The organism is Bacillus sp. SIMBA_031 (assembly GCF_046535225.1).
GTDB lineage: Bacteria > Bacillota > Bacilli > Bacillales > Bacillaceae > Bacillus > Bacillus velezensis.
Window position 1 is genome coordinate 1 of record NZ_JAWRXC010000506.1, and the last position, 251, is coordinate 251.

A 251-nucleotide genomic window follows, 5' to 3' on the forward strand; every position below is an offset into this window, starting at 1 on the left:
CTGTGCCGCCCATGCCTGCGACGTAGAGCTTGTACCCCAAGGCTGCTATGCCTCGCTGGGGCCAGGAGTCCTTGGGCATTGCTTGGGAATCGCCAATCAGGACGGCTGTATGGTCGACGTCGGCCAGGACCACTTCGCTGCGCTTGCTGACGTGATTTTTGAACAACCCACCCACAGGCACGTTGAGGGGCACGAGCTCGGAGGCGACCCTTTGGGCGCTGCCGGCGGAGGCGGCTTGCCCGGAGGGCGAG

The 251-nt window shown here is 64.9% G+C and carries 1 protein-coding gene; it reads right to left on the reverse strand.

Going from position 1 to position 251, the window contains the following annotated elements; genetic code table 11:
* Positions 1-251: hypothetical protein (locus SB724_RS21180; RefSeq protein ID WP_410572968.1), on the reverse strand; the 251-nt coding region annotated here is incomplete at both ends.